The sequence below is a fragment of the Sphingobacterium composti genome (genome assembly GCF_009829075.1).
Classification (GTDB): domain Bacteria; phylum Bacteroidota; class Bacteroidia; order Sphingobacteriales; family Sphingobacteriaceae; genus Sphingobacterium; species Sphingobacterium composti.
Genome location: NZ_WUQZ01000002.1, coordinates 64849 through 83082, shown reverse-complemented (window position 1 = coordinate 83082; position 18234 = coordinate 64849). Strand labels below are relative to the sequence as shown.

Genomic DNA, 18234 nt, shown 5'->3' with positions numbered 1-18234 from the left:
ATACTTTTGTGGTCATTATTTTCATGTCCTTTGCAAAAGAAAAAGCCAGATAATAAAGTTAATAAGTGGATAGTATTTATGTCCATGCCATTTCAAATGGCTGTTACTATATATTTGTTTTACTGGCTAGGGAGTTGGATAGACGAAAAATATGCTATAGAATCAGGTGCTTGGACCAAAGGAATGACTATAGCAGGCGTGCTGGGCTCATTGTTTCAATTTATACGCCAAGCAAACAAAATCAATAGAAATGAATGATTATTTGAAATATATTTTGATGCTAGTTATTTTGACAATAACAGCATATGCAGCGCATTACTTAGTGTTGTCAGGATTAGAAGTACAGCATTTTTGGGGACAAACGGATTATAGCATGTTGGGTTTATATACATTTGCTACTATATCATCAATATTAGCGGTTGTATTTATATTACTGACGCAATATGCGATGCCCAAAAACTTAGGTTTTGTATTTTTGGGGATAATGACCATAAAAGTGATTGCAGGCTTTATTTATATTCAAGATGGTCTAGGTACATTTGATAATAAATTCATAGAATACAATTTTTTGGGTGTGTTTTTTCTGTATTTGTTCTTTGATGTTTTTATAGCATTTAAAGTGTTGAATATGGAAGAAAAAAGTTAGGATAATATTTTTTCTAAAAAGTTTCCACAATAGTTAAATATGCCAAATAAAATCGTATTTTTGCCCAAAATTTTACATTATTAGACAATAATCCAAAATGGTGAATCTTAAGAGAGCTCTTTTATTTTTTGCAGTAATCTTCCTTACAGTCAATCCTTTTGCAGGATTTTCACAGTCTTCAGAGGTATCTACGCCTGAAGAAATTAAAGCTTATTCAGAGCATCACGTTAAGGATGATTATTATTTTTCCTTATTCAGTAGCAAAGCTTCTGGTAAGCACTATGGTTTTTCATTACCTGTTATTTTGATTGATAATGGATTGAAAGTGTTCTCTTCGGGTGAATTTCATCATGGAGAATCTGTAGTAGAAAAAGATGGACAATACTACAAATTGTATCACGGTAAAATCTACAAAACTGATGCTGCTGGTACTATCACTTATGATGAGCATCATCATCCAACAAACGCAAAACCATGGGATTTCTCGATTACTAAAAATGTTGCAGGTTTGTTTATAGCTACTATTTTGTTATTGTGGGCTTTTCTAGGTTTAGCGAAGACTTACAAAAAAGGAGCAAATACTATTCCTACGGGTATCGGTCGTGTATTGGAGCCTTTAGTGCTTTATGTACGTGATGATATTGCAAAACCAAATATTGGTCATCGTTACAAAGAATTTATGCCTTATTTATTGGGTGTTTTCTTCTTGATTTTCTTGTTAAATTTAATGGGTCTTACGCCAATTGGATTTAACGTAACGGGTAATATCTCTGTAACATTCGGTTTAGCAATTGTTACTTTCTTGATTACCAACTTGAAAGCGAATAAAGATTATTGGAAACATATATTCTGGATGCCAGGTGTTCCTGTTCCATTCAAATTGATTTTAGCACCTATCGAATTGTTGGGTACTATTACTAAGCCTTTTTCATTGATGTTGCGTTTATTTGCTAACATGACGGCTGGTCACTTTGTTATCATGGGATTCATCGCGGTTATTTATACATTCCAATCACAATTAACAGTAGGAGGTAGTATTGGTGTGTCAATGTTGTTGACATTAATTATCTTCATGCTGAAATTATTAGTTTCATTTCTTCAGGCGTTTATCTTCACAATGTTGTCATCTTTATTTATCGGTATGGCAGTAGAAGAACATCCTGAGCATGAAGCACATTAATCGAATTTTTTGTTAAATTTTATAAAATAATTATTATGTACAACTTAATTGGAGCAGGTTTAATCGTAATCGGTGGTGGTTTAGGTTTAGGTAAAATCGGTGGTTCTGCAATGGAAGCTATCGCTCGTCAACCAGAAGCTGCTGGTAAAATTCAAACTGCAATGATCATCATTGGTGCATTAGTTGAAGGTTTAGCACTTGCTGCTTTAATCTTAGGTAAATAAGCCCAAAGGATTAAAAAGTTTTTAACAACATTTGTAACGGTTGGTTGCAAATGTTGTTAATCTTAACAAAAAATAATTGACACTTTAAAAAAATAGACAATATACTATAATGGAAGCATTAATTAATGATTTTTCTTTCGGTTTATTCTTCTGGTTACTAATCATTTTAGTAGTCGTAGTAGTGATAATGGGTAAGTATGCATGGAGACCTATTATTAATGCATTAGAAGAACGCGAAAAAGGTATTTCTGACGCATTGGCTTCAGCTGAGAAAGCTAAATTAGAAATGGCGCGTTTGACTAACGAAAACGAGCAATTGCTGAAAGAAGCTCGTGAAGAACGAGATGCTATCTTGAAAGAAGCAAAAGAATTGAAAGATAAAATCGTTGCTGAGGCGAAAGAATCTGCTCAAACTGAAGGTGCAAAATTAATTGAGAACGCTAAACGCGAGATTGAAGACCAAAAATTAAAAGCATTAGCAGAAGTTAAAAACCAAGTTTCAGCATTGTCATTAGACATCGCACGCAAAGTTTTGACAAAAGAATTTGAAGACCAAGGTAAACAAGAAGCATTAGTGTCTGACTTGTTGAAAGACGTGAAATTAAACTAATATTAATCAGCGCAAAGCTTTTTAATATTACTAGTTTTTAATTTTTAATTTTATAAAATGTCAGTATTCAAAGTTGCTTCGAGATATGCTAAATCTATTTTGGATTTGGCACAAGAGAAAGGTACGTTAGAGCAGGTGAAAGTCGAGATGGAAGAGGTTGCGAAAGTAATCAAATCAAATTCGGAATTGAAAGCTGTTCTAGCTAACCCAATCGTAAAAACGGATAAGAAGCAAAATATTTTAAAAGCATTATTCGAAGGCAAAGTAAGCACAGAAGTGTCTACATTCTTCGATATCATGGTACGCAAAGGTCGTGGTGAATTAGTTTACGCTACAGCTTTAGAGTTTGTTCGTGAATACAACGAATTAAAAGGTATCGTGAAAGCTGAAGTTGTTTCAGCTCAACCATTGTCTGCAGCTAATATCCAGTCTTTAGGTAATACTATTGCGGAGCAAATCAATGCTAATGTTATCCTTACAAACAAAGTAGATACATCGCTAATCGGTGGATTTATCATCAAGGTAGGAGACAAGCAATTAGACGAAAGTATTGCTGGAAAATTAAACAAATTAGAAAGACATTTCATTAATCAAGGTGTATAAACACATTGATGTAGTAAAAGTTAATAGAATCTAAAACCCCTTATACGAAGTAAAATGATAGAGGTAAGACCAGATGAAGTTTCGGCAATTCTTAGAGAGCAATTGTCAGGCTTTAAGTCAGAGGCCGAATTAGAGGAAGTAGGTACCGTGCTTACAGTTGGTGACGGTATTGCTCGCGTTTACGGCTTAACAAAAGTTCAATCAGGTGAGTTGGTTGAATTTTCAAACGGATTACAAGGTATTGTATTGAACTTAGAAGAAGACAACGCAGGTGTTGTACTTTTAGGTCCTTCAGACGAAATCAAAGAAGGAGATACAATCAAACGTACTAATCGTATCGCATCTATTAAAGTAGGTGAAGGTATGCTTGGTCGTGTGGTTAACACATTAGGTCAACCAATTGATGGTAAAGGACCTATCGTTGGCGAAACTTATGAAATGCCTATCGAGCGTAAAGCGCCAGGTGTTATCTACCGTCAGCCAGTAACTGAGCCATTACAAACTGGTATCAAAGCTATCGACGCAATGATTCCTGTAGGTCGTGGTCAACGTGAGTTAGTAATCGGTGACCGTCAAACTGGTAAAACAGCGGTATGTATCGATACTATCATCAACCAAAAAGAGTTTTATGATGCTGGTCAACCAGTATTCTGTATATATGTTGCTGTAGGTCAAAAGAACTCTACAGTAGCAAACATCGTACGTGTTCTTGAAGAAAAAGGCGCAATGGCATACACAGTTGTAGTTGCTGCTTCTGCTGCTGACCCTGCTCCACTTCAATTCTACGCGCCAATGTCGGGTGCTGCTATCGGTGAATTCTTCCGTGATACAGGTCGTCCAGCATTAATCGTATATGATGATTTATCAAAACAAGCGGTAGCTTATCGTGAGGTTTCATTATTGTTGAAACGTCCTCCAGGCCGTGAGGCTTATCCAGGTGACGTTTTCTATCTTCACTCTCGTTTATTAGAGCGTGCAGCGAAAATCAACTCTTCTGATGATATCGCTCGTAGTATGAATGACCTTCCTGACTCTATCAAGCACTTAGTAAAAGGTGGTGGTTCATTAACTGCACTTCCTATTATTGAGACACAAGCAGGTGACGTATCCGCATATATCCCTACTAACGTAATCTCAATCACAGATGGTCAGATTTTCTTAGAGTCTAACTTATTCAACGCAGGTATCCGTCCAGCTATCAACGTAGGTATCTCGGTATCACGTGTGGGTGGTAACGCGCAGATTAAGTCAATGAAGAAAGTATCTGGTACATTGAAGTTAGATCAAGCACAATTCCGTGAATTAGAAGCTTTCGCTAAATTCGGTTCGGATTTAGATGCTGCTACTAAATCGGTATTAGATAAAGGTATTCGTAACGTTGAAATCTTAAAACAAGGTCAATTCTCACCAGTATCAGTTGAAAAGCAAACAGCTATCATTTATGCAGGTACTAAAGGATTGTTACGTTCAGTTCCTGTGAACAAAGTACGTCAATTCGAAGAAGAATACTTGACGCAATTAGAGCAACGTCATCCAGAAGTATTGTCAGCGTTAAAAGCTGGTAAATTCACAGATGAGTTAACAGACGTTTTAGAAAAAGTAGCTAAAGAATTAGCTTCAAAATATTAATTAGATATGAGATTATAGATATGAGATTTAGTTGTCTCAAATCTATAAGTCTCACATCTTTTATCTGAAATATGGCAAATTTAAAAGAAGTAAGAAACCGTATCACCTCGGTGACATCCACGCAGCAGATTACCAAAGCCATGAAAATGGTTTCTGCAGCAAAGTTAAAGCGTGCTACGAATGCTATCATTCAATTGCGCCCTTATGCCAATAAATTAAGAGATATTCTTGCTCAAGTTTCAGCTTCTGTAGAAGGAAATGATTCTCCATATACTCAAGATAGAGTTCCTACTAAGGTTTTGATCGTAGTAGTGACTTCTAATAGAGGTTTAGCTGGAGCATTCAATGCTAATGCTATTAAAACGGCGAATAACTTGATCGCTACTAAATATGCAGATCAATTTGCGAGAGGTGATGTAAGTATGATTGCTATTGGTAAGCGTGGTCATGACTTCTTCTCTAAGCGTAATTTCAATGTTATTGGCAATCATAATGAATTATTCAACAACTTAGATTTCGAAAACGTATCTAAAGTGACTGAATACATCATGAATGAATTCAAAGAAGGAAATATTGACCGTGTAGAGGTTGTTTACAACCAATTCCGTAATGCTGCTGTACAAGTTTTAACTTCAGAACAATTGTTACCTCTATTGCCTGAAGAGAAAAACGAAGATGCAGTAGAATTGGATTACATAATCGAGCCTTCAAAAGAAAAAATCATTGAAGAATTAATTCCTAAAGCGATTAAGATTCAATTGTACAAAGCGGTATTAGATTCTAATGCTTCTGAGCACGGTGCGCGTATGACTGCGATGGATAAGGCAACAGAAAATGCTGGTGACTTATTAAAGCAATTAAAACTTTCATACAACCAAGCTCGTCAAGCAGCTATTACTACAGAGCTTACAGAGATTGTTTCGGGTGCAGCAGCCCTGTCAAACGGCTAAAATTCCTTTTAGGATTCTCAATAGAAAGAGCGATGAAATTTATTTCATCGCTCTTTTTTTTGCTTCATACTTTAACCAAAATATTTCGTAACTCAATGAGTGATGTTATCAGTACCTATGTATAGTTACAATTGCTGTATTGCTCTAATAAAAATTGCATTAATTCGTATTGACAATATTCTATCTAATGTCATTAACTGTTATTTGCTAATTAAACAGGCTTAAATAGGCCGTTTAAAATTCACGTAATAGAAGGTCAGAATTGGCTACAATTTCAATTTATATTTTGGTTATAGCTTCTATAGTCTTTTAGATATGATATAAAAAGATGGGGCTTACTTACGAAGCCCCATTCTATTTATTTGAATTAGTATTATTTCTTATTCGCCTGTTTGAATTCTAAAAACTCTTTGTGCAGTCTTAACAATTTGAATGTCGAACTTACCATTTCGTTAGTTTCTAGCAAAATAGAGAAGTATAATCTCGTATTTCTTGGGCTAGTGTCAGTAGTACGAATATCGTCTATTTGCAAGTCCATTAATTCATTTATAGTGCTTTGAATCTTGTTACGTTGATTCATTACCGAATCAATATTCGTGAATTCAAGACGTTTGTACATATTGTAAATTTCAGCATACCAATCACTCAATTGCTTTGTGACTAAACGAAGGTCTTCTCCACGACTAGTTCTAAGTGGCTTGTGGTTATTATCCACATGATTGTGCGCATTATTAGTGATAATGTACAAATTTTCGATTATATCTTGTAGATAACCTAACGAAATAATATAGTAACGGCTTGATTTAGCAGAGTTATCATCAAGATTACGTATGAAGTTGTACAAATTGTCATTTGTTGAATCTAAATCCTTATTTAGTTTTTTAATCAACTTTTTGTTGATAGACAATGATGTCAAATCAGTTTTGATTAAATTCTCAATTACCTCACTATAAAATAAGTTAGCTTTAGCTACGACTTCACTGATTTGATTTGCACTAGCCTCAGTTACTTGCTGTACAGAACGAATATCGGTTTTTTCTAATTGAAGTTTACGTTCGGCTTGTTCAGCAACTTTTTTCTTGTGACTACGCGCATTTTGGAATAATAATAAAGCCAAAACGATTAGGGCTACTACAAAACTTACTATTCCACCAATTTTTAAGAAATAGGCGATTATAAAAGCTCCACTAAATGCACAAGCAGCAGTGAAAAACCAACCTCCGATTACATGGAATACTCCAGATACGCGGTATACAGCAGACTCACGGTCCCAAGCTCTATCTGCAAATGCGGTACCCATAGCGACCATGAAAGTCACGTAAGTAGTTGATAAAGGCAATTTCATAGATGTACCCAAAGCAATCAAACTACTTGCTACCATTAAGTTTACCGAAGCACGTACCATATCAAACATGGGCTCATCTTTGGATTTTTGCTTCGTGGAAGTCACTGATTGTTCAAAACGCTTGTCTAATTTGGATTGTAATGTTCTTGGCATTACATAAGAAAGTGCATTACCCAAGTTTACAAACCCTCGTACGATTAATCTAGACAATGTATTGGGTTGGAATTTTTCAGTTGAGGAATCTTGACTACTCAAACTCATTTCCGTTTCGATAACTGTACGAGCTTTCTTGGATGTCCATAACGTGAATATCATGATTAACCCACTAATCGTTAGAATCCAAATCGGCGCAACAATTTCAGATGAAGCCAATTCAGACATCATATAGGTATTGGGATCAATTCCTTCACCGGCAGCTTTAAAGAATCCTATAGACTGAATCGCCGCTACAGGAACACCGATAAAGTTCACCAAATCATTACCAGCGAAAGAAAGTGCCAATCCAAAAGTTCCTACACCGATGATTACCTTAAGGATATTGATATTAAGGCGGGTAAGAATAAAACTCAAAATTGTAAATACGACAAAACTTCCTCCTAATAAGGTTAGTTCGTGTGTGCTTATCCAAGTTTGTACATCTTTACTAATAAATGTTACTGATTTAAGTCCTTTGATTAAGATGAAATAAGAAATTAATGCAAGGGCAAGACCACCAAAGAAAACACCAAAAGTTTTTATACGATTTTGAAATTGGAAAGTAAACAATACGCGAGAAATGTATTGCACTAGCATACCTAACGAAAATGATATTGCTACAGATAATAAAATACTGACAACTATTTCAGATGCTTTTTTTGTGTTAATATATTGTGGAAGCGTACTATAGTCACCTGAGGTAGTCATTATTTTATAAAGAGCTAGACATACTGCTGCTCCTAATAATTCGAATACAATGGATACAGTGGTAGAAGTAGGTAGTCCAAAATAGTTAAATACATCGAGCAAAATAATGTCTGTAATCATGACGGCTAGAAATATGACCATGACATCATTAAAACTAAACATACTCGGTACATAAATACCGCTCCGTGCGATTTCCATCATTCCACTGGAGAATACTGCACCACAAAGGATACCAGCAGATGCAAGTATCATAATGAGTCTGAATGATAAGGCTTTTGAACCTAATCCGGAATTTAGAAAGTTTACTGCATCATTACTTACACCTACCATCAAGTCGATGGCTGCTAATATTACAATCGTAATGATGACTAAATAAAGGTAGTGTTCCATACTTATTATAAAGTTAACTCTACAAAAGTATGAAGCCAATGTTAACTTACTGTTAACATTGGCTTTGTTTTAGAATTATTTAAAACATTTTAATACAGACTCGGCCATTAGACTAATACCAGCCATACTCGTATGTACGCCATCGTAAGCCCAGTATTTGCCTTCTGCTTCTTTTTCTGCTTTGTCAAAAATACTTTGGTATGGAATAAATACAGCTTTATATTCTTTCGCTATTTCTTTGCTCACACGTTGGTAATCCGCAAATTCGGGATACCAACTGTCATCAACATGTTGTACATCCTTCACACCAAAAGGCTCTCCAATGATTAATTTTACATTAGGAAGATGTTTTAGCGTTAAATCCAACATCTTTTCATACTGTGCTCTGTATTCTGCTGCTGAACCACTGTAATTCCCATTTCTTTTGTGCCAATAATCATTGACACCAATCAAAATACTCAATACATTGGGCTTAATATCAAGACAATCCTTTTGCCAACGCTCTATCAGTTGAGGTACTTTGTGCCCACCGATTCCACGGTTATAGATTTGCAAATTTTTGGAAGCATGCTTGTGCAAAAGTGTTCTTGCCGTATGTGCTGCATACCCTTTGCCCATACCATCTACATCATTCGCACCTAACTTTTCTCTATTTCTCCCATGGTCAGTTATCGAATCTCCTTGAAAAAGAATGATGTCGTTTTTTCGTAATTCAATTTTATTTTCTTTGACAGCAAATGATTCCGCATGAGCCAAATTGCTACCAATTACTGTTGTGCCTATTGCGGCTAAGCTTTGTTTCAGAAAACTTCTTCTGTCTTTCATAGTTTAAGGTTTATCCCTCTAAAATATGCATATTAACAGAATTTATCAATTCCTTCTTTGATGATATGACAAGCTTCTTTGATTTCTTCTTCAGAAATAGTTAGAGGAGGTGCTACTCGTAAAGCCGTTTCGCAATGTAAATACCAGTCTATCATGACCCCATTGTCCGCACAATATTTGCTTACATTATACACTTGGTCAAAATTCTCCAATTGCAAACACATCATTAAGCCCAAACCACGAATTTCTTTGATTTTTGGATGCGCTAGTTCCTGACGGAAAATTTTGACTTTATGTGCTACACCTTCCACTAGCTGCTCTTCTAGAATAACATTTAGCGAAGCTAATGCTGCAGTACAAGATACAGGATGACCACCAAATGTCGTGATATGTCCCAACATGGGATTGGCTTTGATAACATCCATAATTTTTTTAGGTGCTACAAACGCACCTAAAGGCATACCGCCTCCAATACCTTTTGCCAACATCAAAATATCTGGAACAATATCAAAATGTTCAAACGCAAACAATTTACCCGTACGTCCAAAACCTGTTTGTATCTCATCAAATATTAATAAAGCGCCAACTTCCGAACATTTTGCCCGAAGCGACTGCATATATTCGGCTGAAGGAACACGAACGCCCGCCTCACCTTGTATAGCTTCTACAATGACTGCGGCTGTTTTCTCCGTGATTGATTCTAAATCAAAAAGAGAATTAAACTCGATAAAATCAATTTCTGGTAGGAGAGGAGCATAAGCTTCTTGGTATTGTGTACCACCAATCAAGCTCAATGCACCTTGCGTACTTCCGTGATATGCATTTTTAGCCGCGATGATTTGACGACGACTCGTGAAACGTTTAGCAATCTTCATCGAACCTTCTACTGCCTCCGCACCAGAATTAGTCAAATAAACTGAACCAAAAGATGAAGGCAGGTTTTCTAATAATTTGGTTGCAAATTGTACTTGTGGCGCTTGCACAAATTCGCCATATACTGTTACGTGCAAATATTTTTCTAATTGGTGTTGAATTGCCGCAATAACTTTTGGGTGGCGATGACCAATATTACTGACATTAAAACCTGATACTAAGTCTAAATATTTTTGTCCTTGAGGTCCGTAAAGATAAGAACCTTCGGCTTTTTCGATTTCGATAAGTCGTGGACTTTCCGAGGTTTGAGCTGTATTTTTTAAGAATAGCTCTCTGTTACTAATCATAGTGCAAAGGTACAAAGGAAAGTGATTTGTGTTGTTAATTCGATATAATTTTTATTAATTTCAGTATATCCGAATTATTAACTTATGCATTGGAATAATTTTACGATTAATAAGATTGAGGATTTAACTGAATCTATTATAAACTTTAAAAAGAAATTGATAAATCAAATTCAAAAGAACATAAGAAATTATTGAGTGAACTATCTAAAGCTAAAGAGGAGAAAATTAATCTTGATAGGTTTTTAGGATTATTAAAAAGAGTTGACTTAAAATTTGAATCATTTTTAAAAGAACCAGAGTCTGATTTTTTATTATTGTCAGGAAATAATAAAAAACCTATAGGGATTGAGCTAACCAGTTTAAATCAAGAGCATTTAAAACGAAGTGAGAAAGAAATAGAGTTTATTTTAAATGACGCAATGTCAGAGTTTGGTGCTCAACATCCACTCCTAAAGTATAATTTATCTATTAGTTTTTCATTTGATAATGTCTGGTACAAAGATTTTATTTTTTTGAAAAAAGAAAAACAAACAATTGTAGATGATTTGATTAAGGTTGTAAAACATATTGAGATTATCAAGAGTAATAGGCAATCATTCACGATGTACAAAGTGTTTCAATTTCATAATTCCAAATTTGTGAATTGGGTAAATGTTCGAAATGCTAATAATCCAATAAATGAATGGTATTTAACAGGTGAAGCTGGGGGGCATAGTTCGCAAAATGTAATAAATAATAATAGCATTTCTGAAGACTTAATAGAAAAATTAATAAATAAAAAGATAGATAAACCTTTCAATTATAATGTAGAATATGATGAAATTTGGTTGTTGATATATGCTCATGAGGGTAGAAACTCTTCTTCATTCTCATTAGATTATTTCGATTATAATAAAATGTATAAAACAAGATACGATAAGGTGTATTTGATGTTAGAGAATAAGGTTGTATTGTTAAACACTACAGTTTTGTAAGTGTTACATGTAAAATCTTAAATTTATAGAATCATTTGAGCAAATTTAGAAATCAAAAGACACTACATAAGAAGAAGCATTTTTAGATATCTCCCTACTGTCGATATGACGCTTTTAAATTGTCGTCATTGCGAGGTACGAAGCAATCTAAAAGAAATGATAGTTTAAAGTAGATTGCTTCTTCGTACCTCCTCGCAATGACGTTTTTTCTATTTCGTCATTCCGACGTAAGGAGGAATCTAAAGATTAGAGAATTCATTAAAGTCTGCTTCTAGATATTCTCCCTACGGTCGATATGACGCTTTTAATTTGTCGTCATTGCGAGGTACGCAGCAATCTAAAAAAGATAGTATACAATAGATTGCTTCTTCGTGCTTCCTCGCAATGAGTATTATCACTTTGTCATTCCGACGGAAGGAGAAATCTAAAGATTAGAGAATTCTTTTAGGGTATCTCCTTACGGTCGATATGAAGGCTTGAAGGGAATTTATAAAATATCAAAGCACAGACCTTACAAATTCTAAGCCTGTCGCCTTGAAATATTTTGGCATCTGCAGGTGGAAGCATAGGTTAGACAGCTAAAGGATTTTAGCGACAAGTTTATTGTATACCTTTTTGAGGTAATAAAGTATAAGCTACTGGCGGCTAGAGCGAGGTAGTAGAGTTATAAGTCAGAAAAGTGAATTTTTAGATTCTTCCTGTCGTCAGAATGACAGTTACGTACATAAAAAAGCCTCAATCAAAGATTGAGGCTTTACAAAATATCTAAAAAACCAAATTACTCTGCGATAATCAAGAAATAATTCTTTTTACCTTTTTGAGCAACTAAATATTTGTTGTTAATTAAATCAGCAGAAGTAACTGTTTGTTCGATATCGCTTAATTTTACTTTATTCAACGATACACCACCACCAGTCAACATTTTCTTCGCTTCGCCTTTGGAAGCAAAAACTTGTGTTTGTACGGCTAATAAATCTAAAATATTTACTCCAGATTCTAATTCAGCTTTGTTCACTGTAAATTGAGGTACACCATCAAATACATCCAATACAGCATCATGGTCTAGGCTTGCTAAGAATTCCAATGAACCGTTACCGAATAAGAATTCAGAAGTTTTAACCGCTGTTTCGTACGCGTCTTCAGAGTGTGTACGGATAGTGATATCTTTTGCTAAAGCTTTTTGAACTGCTCTCAAATGAGGAGCAGCATCATGTTCAGCGATGATAGCATCGATTTCTTCTTTCGATTTTAATGTAAAGATTTTAATCCAGTTTTTCGCATCATCATCGGATGTGTTCAACCAGAATTGGTAATATTTGAAAGGCGAAGTTTTCTTAGCATCCAACCAAACAGCACCAGATTCAGTTTTACCGAATTTCTGTCCGTCAGCTTTTTTGATTAATTGCGTAGTCAATGCGTAAGCCGTACCTTGGTCTTGACGACGAATCATCTCCGAACCTGTTACGATATTACCCCATTGATCCGAACCACCCATTTGGATTTTACAGTTGTGGTGCTTCCACAAATAATAAAAATCATATCCTTGAATCAATTGATAAGTAAACTCAGTGAACGAAAGACCGTTATCACCTTCTAAGCGTTTCTTTACCGAATCCTTGGACATCATGTAGTTGACCGTAATCAACTTACCCACATCACGAATAAAATCCAAAAAGCTGAAATCTTTGAACCAATCGTAGTTGTTTACCATTTTGGCGTCGTTTTCACCATCACCAAAATTTAAAAACTTTGCTAGTTGTTTTTTTAGACAGTTTACATTGTGATTCAATGTAGCTTCGTCCAATAGATTTCTTTCTGCAGACTTGAATGATGGATCACCAATCATACCCGTAGCTCCTCCGACAAGGGCAACAGGCTTGTGTCCTGCATTTTGAAAATGGATTAATGTCATGATTTGAGTCAAATGCCCCACATGTAAAGAATCGCCAGTTGGGTCAAAACCGATATAACCTGAAACTTTTTCTTTGTTCAGTAAATCTTCAGTACCCGGCATGATATCTTGAAGCATGCCTCTCCAACGTAATTCTTCTACAAAATTCATAACGATATGATTATATATTTTTTTGATTTAAGATTGCAAAGATAACAGATTATGACGTATATTACGATTAATAATTATGTAATTACTGTATTTTGAATTTTTTGTCCCATTACTATTTCGAGCGGTATGCTGCTTATTCTGAGCAAGTATTAGGTGGGCTTTTGCCTGATTTATTAAAGAATGCCGACAAAAATTATTCTTTTCAATTACACAAATTTGAAAGTTCATTTCCTTTAGGTATTAAAAGTAATTCAATTACCGAAGGATGGAAAAAGCATGTGGAGGTTGACAAATTGTTTCACAGTTCGGACTTTTTCTATCATCATACACACGTAATCCGTAAAATCATCGAGCATAATATAGCCGACCTTCCGATACGCGCTTCTTTTTTAGCACATATTAGTTTAGAATTATTGCTTGATCACAAGTTAATAGCTAATAATTTATTGTCTGTAGCTCGATTGTATGAGCATTTGGAACATATTGATAAAAATACGCTGACTAAATACTTAGATACATTTGAAATCGTTGATGTAAAAAGATTTTACAACTTTTATGATAGATTTGTTGCCTCAAAATATATCTTTGAGTATGCAAAAGTGGAAAATCTTCCGCATGCTCTATTCAATATTTGTAAGCGAGTATGGAGTTTTACTCCAGAAAATCATCATTTTGAGGTGCTTGCTCAGCAATTGGATGATTATCAACGAGAAGAGTTGAAAGATTATTACGAAATCTATACATATATCACTCAACAGTTGGACTAAGTGTTTTAATTGACCAAAATATTAATTATATGAAAAATCAACTTTTCAAAAAGAAAAGTGTTGACCAGATACTATTAGACGCTGAAACGAAAGGAAGTGGACTAGCTAAAATACTAGGTGTTCGCGATTTAGTTTCGTTAGGAATAGCGGCTATCGTTGGAGCAGGAATTTTTAGTACGATAGGTTTGGCATCGTACAATGGTGGGCCTGCTGTTTCTATGTTATTTGTTTTTGTTGCCTTTGCCTGTGTTTTTACAGCGCTTTCATACGCACAATTTGCAAGTACTGTTCCTGTTTCAGGTTCTGCTTATACCTATGCTTATGTGGCTTTTGGTGAATTATTCGCTTGGATTATCGGTTGGGCATTAGTTTTAGAATATGCAGTTTCCAATATGGTTGTTGCCATTTCATGGTCACAATATTTTGTATCAATGCTCGAAGGATTCGGAATACATCTCCCCAAGTGGATGACAATGGCTCCAGGCTATGCCATAGAAGCTCATGCTAAAATGCTTGATGTGGGGGCTGATAAATTGACTGGTATAGATAAAATTGCTTTACAAGCATATGACACAGCGCCAAGAATTGGTGATATGCCTATTATTTTTGATATGCCAGCTGGATTGATTACCGTGTTGGTGACTTGGTTAGTTTATATTGGTATCAAAGAATCACAGCGTGCCAGTAATATTATGGTTGTTGTTAAAATAGGAATCATTTTGGCTGTAATTTTTGGAGGACTATTTTTTGTAAAGCCTGAAAATTGGACACCTTTTGCACCAAATGGATTGAGTGGCGTGATGAGTGGGGTAGCAGCCGTTTTCTTTGCTTTTATTGGTTTTGACTCGATTTCGACAACAGCAGAGGAATGTAAAAACCCTCAACGTGACCTTCCTCGTGCGATGATTTATTGTTTGGTAATTTGTGCGGTATTATATGTCTTGATTACATTGGTGCTGACAGGAATGGTGAATTATACGGAATTAAACGTGAAAGACCCTTTGGCTTACGTATTTCAATATGTGGGTTTTGACCATATGGCGGGGATTATATCGGTGACATCAGTTATTGCTATTACAAGTGCATTATTGGTATTCCAATTGGCGCAACCACGTATTTGGATGACGATGAGTCGTGATGGCTTATTATGGAAGAAATTCGCTACGATTCATCCTAAATACAAAACCCCTTCATTTGCTACAATAGTGACAGGTTTTGTAGTTGCTATTCCTGCCTTGTTTTTTAAAATGGATTTCTTTGTCGATTTGACTTCTGTAGGTACGTTTTTCGCTTTCATCTTGGTTTGTGCAGGTGTTCTGTATATGGACAAATCAGGTCTTTCAGCTAAGTCAAAATTCAAAGTTCCTTATGTCAATGGTAAGTACATCGTAGGATTGAGCTTTATTGTAGGATTGGTTTTGATGTATATGTACGGTCAAGACAGTTTATCAGAATGGAAAACTTTAGGTGCTTCAGATGTTATTCTGCACAAGTCACTTGTACTAGTTTTTTGGCTTACGTGGCTGACAATGAGTATCCTTTCTTATAAACATAATTTTTCTTTGCTTCCAGTCATTGGTATATTAGTTAATCTTTACCTAATGAGTGAATTAGGAGCTAGCAACTGGTTTATTTTTATAATCTGGTTGGCTATTGGTTTGGTAATTTATTTTATGTACGGGTACAAAAATTCTAAGTTGAGAACACAAGAATAATAAAACTTATTATTAACAATAAAGCCACTTCATCGAAGTGGCTTTATTGTTAATCAATTCTTTGTAATCTAATATTTTCAGTGGTTGGAATATTGAGTGGAACTCTTTCCAAGGTCACAAAACTACTGTCCAAACCAAAACCTTTTTCTTCACTTAAACTGAATCGACGTAGAATTTTATAAATTTCCATCACAATACGGTTTGGCAAAGATAAAGCAGAAGTTTTCGAAAAGACTTTCTCTAATACTACAAAATTAAAATCGCCAGGTATATTATGTTTCTTAAGTGTATCGTATTGACTAATAATGTCGACTTCTCCCTTTTGCACCATATCTTCCACGACTTTACGGAACAGTAAGCTAATGCGTTGTTCTTCACGAAAGCCTAATTTAAAGTCAATTCTAATCAGTCTGCCAGGAATTAACTGCTCTACCGTATATTCTCTTCCATGAGGCGCGTCAGTTACATCCACATGCACAAACCAATACACATCTGCACGTTTAGGTTTTTTGTTTAAAATTGAATATATGACTTTCGCCTCTATCTCGTGTCTATTATTTGCACTCGTCAGATAGACTAATTGAGAAGCAAATGTTGGAACTGAACGGTCTTTACTCAACTCGTCGATAATCGGGAAATATTGGTCAATTTCAACAAATCGGACAAATTCATTTTTGATTTTACGCGCGCGATACCAAGAATACATGACTATAAAAATCGAGGAAGCTAATAAAATCGTCACCCAACCGCCATGCGTAATTTTTACTCCATTACCCAATAAGAAAGTAAATTCAATTGTAAAATATACTACAGCAAATAAGATAATCCATGCTTTGTGAATACGTCTACGCAACATGAAAAATACCATCAAAATCGTTGTCGACAAAAAGGTAAGGTTAATAGCAAGACCATATGCCGCTTCCATATTGCTCGATTTTTCAAATATGAAAATAATTAGCATACAGCCTATAAAAAGGATTAAATTGATGGAGGGTACGTACAACTGTCCTTTTTGATTGCTAGGATATCGAATAGTTACTTTTGGCCAAATATTCAGTCTTACCGCTTCTGAAATGAGTGTATAAGAACCCGAAATCATTGCTTGACTTGCAATGATGGCGGCAATAGTGGCAATACCAACACCATAGAATACAAACCAATCAGGCATTATGGCAAAAAAAGGATTGGATTCACCAATAGATTGTCCTTCATGCATTAGCAAGTATGCACCTTGACCGAAATAATTTAAGATTAAGGTGATTTTTACAAAAATCCAGCTGACGCGTATATTAGACTTTCCGCAGTGTCCCATATCGGAATATAGGGCTTCTGCACCCGTTGTACATAAAAATATCGCACCGATAATAAATAACGCATTGGGGTAGTTTATGATAGTTTGAATAGCGTAATAGGGATTGATAGCTTTTAAGATTTCGGGAGCTTCGTCAATATAATTGAATCCCAAAATACCAATGGTACTAAACCATATCAACATCAGTGGGCCGAATACTTTTCCTACGATAGATGTACCAAAACGCTGAATAAGAAATAAGATGGATATAATAACAATGACAATTGGAACGGTAGGAATATCTGGATTATGTATCGCCAATCCCTCTACGGCAGAAGAAATTGTGATAGCTGGCGTAATCATACCATCCGCCAGCAAAGTAGAAGCACCCACAATAGCAGGAATGATGAGCCATTTTGCTTTTCTACGTACGAGAGAATACAAAGACAATATTCCACCTTCACCTTTGTTATCCGCATTGAGTGTAATCAATACATATTTAATAGTCGTTTGAAATGTCAGCGTCCACAGCACGCACGATACACAACCAATTACTAGGGCTTTGTCAATCGTTGTTTTATTAAATATTGCTTTGAAAACGTAAAGAGGAGAGGTGCCAATGTCTCCGAAAATTATGCCTAAGGCAATTAATAAACCCGCTCCACTGAGACGGTTTAAATGTTGGTTATGGTGAGAACCCATCTATATTTCTGATTAATTATGGCTGCCAATTTATAGCAATTATTCGACATAACGAATAATCTTGTTAAAAATTGTTAATTGTTCAAAAAAAATATTTATTTTTAGCTTCAAATAACCAAAATCGAGTTACCTTTGTAATATCGATTTAGATATATAAAAGATATCAATCTTTAAACCCCAACCAGCATTAATTGTTTA

General features: G+C 35.2%; 16 protein-coding genes. 11 read left to right on the top strand and 5 right to left on the bottom strand.

What is annotated here, in order from left to right:
* The first annotated feature begins 6 nt into the window (after positions 1 to 6).
* The 8 genes from GOQ17_RS01700 (at position 7) to atpG (ending at position 5842) form a co-directional block, all read left to right on the top strand.
* Positions 7 to 258 carry an AtpZ/AtpI family protein gene (locus GOQ17_RS01700; protein WP_236537015.1) on the top strand — a complete coding sequence of 84 codons (252 nt, stop codon included), beginning with the start codon at positions 7 to 9 and terminating at the stop codon, positions 256 to 258.
* Positions 251 to 646 carry a hypothetical protein gene (locus GOQ17_RS01695; protein WP_159633891.1) on the top strand — a complete coding sequence of 132 codons (396 nt, stop codon included), beginning with the start codon at positions 251 to 253 and terminating at the stop codon, positions 644 to 646. Before GOQ17_RS01700 ends, GOQ17_RS01695 begins: the two co-directional genes overlap by 8 nt.
* A gap of 97 nt (positions 647 to 743) precedes the next feature.
* On the top strand, positions 744 to 1826 hold the full coding sequence (gene atpB, locus GOQ17_RS01690) for a F0F1 ATP synthase subunit A (protein WP_159633888.1): 1083 nt from the start codon (positions 744 to 746) through the stop codon (positions 1824 to 1826).
* Between the two features lie 35 nt (positions 1827 to 1861).
* A complete protein-coding gene (gene atpE, locus GOQ17_RS01685) occupies positions 1862 to 2050 on the top strand; it encodes an ATP synthase F0 subunit C (protein WP_159633885.1) in 189 nt (62 codons plus the stop codon).
* A gap of 109 nt (positions 2051 to 2159) precedes the next feature.
* On the top strand, positions 2160 to 2660 hold the full coding sequence (locus GOQ17_RS01680; RefSeq protein ID WP_159633883.1) for a F0F1 ATP synthase subunit B: 501 nt from the start codon (positions 2160 to 2162) through the stop codon (positions 2658 to 2660).
* A 57-nt stretch (positions 2661 to 2717) separates the two neighbouring features.
* Positions 2718 to 3263, top strand: coding sequence for an ATP synthase F1 subunit delta (gene atpH, locus GOQ17_RS01675; RefSeq protein WP_159633880.1), 546 nt, complete (start codon positions 2718 to 2720; stop codon positions 3261 to 3263).
* 54 nt (positions 3264 to 3317) lie between these two features.
* On the top strand, positions 3318 to 4892 hold the full coding sequence (atpA, locus tag GOQ17_RS01670) for a F0F1 ATP synthase subunit alpha (RefSeq protein WP_159633877.1): 1575 nt from the start codon (positions 3318 to 3320) through the stop codon (positions 4890 to 4892).
* 71 nt (positions 4893 to 4963) lie between these two features.
* Positions 4964 to 5842 (top strand): ATP synthase F1 subunit gamma, encoded by an 879-nt coding sequence (atpG, locus tag GOQ17_RS01665; protein WP_159633874.1) that lies wholly within the window; start codon positions 4964 to 4966, stop codon positions 5840 to 5842.
* Between the two features lie 373 nt (positions 5843 to 6215).
* Here the strand turns inward: atpG and GOQ17_RS01660 are convergent, their stop codons facing one another.
* The 3 genes from GOQ17_RS01660 to GOQ17_RS01650 all read right to left on the bottom strand — a co-directional run bounded on the left by GOQ17_RS01660 (position 6216) and on the right by GOQ17_RS01650 (position 10525).
* Positions 6216 to 8480, bottom strand: coding sequence for an inorganic phosphate transporter (locus GOQ17_RS01660; RefSeq protein WP_159633871.1), 2265 nt, complete (start codon positions 8478 to 8480; stop codon positions 6216 to 6218).
* A gap of 75 nt (positions 8481 to 8555) precedes the next feature.
* Entirely contained in the window at positions 8556 to 9305 is a 750-nt protein-coding gene (locus tag GOQ17_RS01655) for an SGNH/GDSL hydrolase family protein (protein ID WP_159633868.1), read from the bottom strand.
* A gap of 32 nt (positions 9306 to 9337) precedes the next feature.
* On the bottom strand, positions 9338 to 10525 hold the full coding sequence (locus GOQ17_RS01650; RefSeq protein WP_159633865.1) for an aspartate aminotransferase family protein: 1188 nt from the start codon (positions 10523 to 10525) through the stop codon (positions 9338 to 9340).
* A gap of 191 nt (positions 10526 to 10716) precedes the next feature.
* On the opposite strand from GOQ17_RS01650, the gene GOQ17_RS01645 reads away from it, so the two are divergent.
* Entirely contained in the window at positions 10717 to 11499 is a 783-nt protein-coding gene (locus tag GOQ17_RS01645; protein ID WP_159633862.1) for a hypothetical protein, read from the top strand.
* Between the two features lie 778 nt (positions 11500 to 12277).
* Here the strand turns inward: GOQ17_RS01645 and tyrS are convergent.
* The gene (tyrS, locus tag GOQ17_RS01640; protein WP_159633859.1) at positions 12278 to 13561 is read right to left on the bottom strand and encodes a tyrosine--tRNA ligase; all 1284 of its coding nucleotides are present in this window, start codon (positions 13559 to 13561) and stop codon (positions 12278 to 12280) included.
* Positions 13562 to 13653: 92 nt separating this feature from the next.
* Here tyrS and GOQ17_RS01635 point away from each other — a divergent pair, with 92 nt between their 5' ends.
* Both GOQ17_RS01635 and GOQ17_RS01630 read left to right on the top strand, forming a co-directional pair.
* Complete coding sequence (locus GOQ17_RS01635; RefSeq protein ID WP_159633856.1) at positions 13654 to 14328, top strand: hypothetical protein; 675 nt, start codon at positions 13654 to 13656, stop codon at positions 14326 to 14328.
* Positions 14329 to 14357: 29 nt separating this feature from the next.
* Complete coding sequence (locus tag GOQ17_RS01630; RefSeq protein WP_159633853.1) at positions 14358 to 16043, top strand: amino acid permease; 1686 nt, start codon at positions 14358 to 14360, stop codon at positions 16041 to 16043.
* 49 nt (positions 16044 to 16092) lie between these two features.
* On the opposite strand, the gene GOQ17_RS01625 is transcribed toward GOQ17_RS01630, so the two are convergent.
* Positions 16093 to 18036 (bottom strand): KUP/HAK/KT family potassium transporter, encoded by a 1944-nt coding sequence (locus GOQ17_RS01625; protein ID WP_159633850.1) that lies wholly within the window; start codon positions 18034 to 18036, stop codon positions 16093 to 16095.
* Positions 18037 to 18234: the final 198 nt, after the last annotated feature.